The 469-nt window shown below is 36.9% G+C and carries 1 protein-coding gene; it reads left to right on the top strand.

What is annotated here, in order from left to right:
* Positions 1 to 228 precede the first annotated feature (228 nt).
* A partial coding sequence (locus JS756_RS36090; RefSeq protein WP_205387476.1) for a hypothetical protein occupies positions 229 to 469 on the top strand: 241 nt, incomplete at its 3' end.

Here is a 469-nt window from a genome sequence, read left to right as displayed (position 1 = left end):
CAATATAAAAAATTATAGAAATTAAGTATAATAGAACAGCACTATCTCTACTTATATATAGATTTTCAGAAACACAGAAAATTTCTTAATCAGGTTATAGAGGACTAAAAAACCTATTTGTATCGCTCCATACACATACAAAATAGAGCGGCGCCGACCACCGAGCGGCGCCGGATTCTATGGATTTCACCCCCTTACTCCTATTATCCTATATTCAACCCCTACACCATGGAATACAGTCAGTCTAAAGAAGACAGAATTCAATTAGCATTAAATGCTTTTAAAAATGGTCAATTTAAGACAAAAAAATCAGCTTCTCTAGCCTTTGATGTTCCTGAAGCTACCCTCCACTGCTGGCTACAAGGTGTAGCCTCACACTCTGAGAAAGCTGCCAATTGCCAGAAACTATCAAATACAGAAGAATCAACACTTCTATCATGGATTCTAGATATGGATAAACATGGTCTAC

This window comes from Streptomyces actuosus, assembly GCF_016921115.1.
Classification (GTDB): Bacteria; Actinomycetota; Actinomycetes; order Streptomycetales; family Streptomycetaceae; genus Streptomyces; species Streptomyces actuosus_A.
This window is presented reverse-complemented; position numbering and strand designations above follow the sequence as displayed.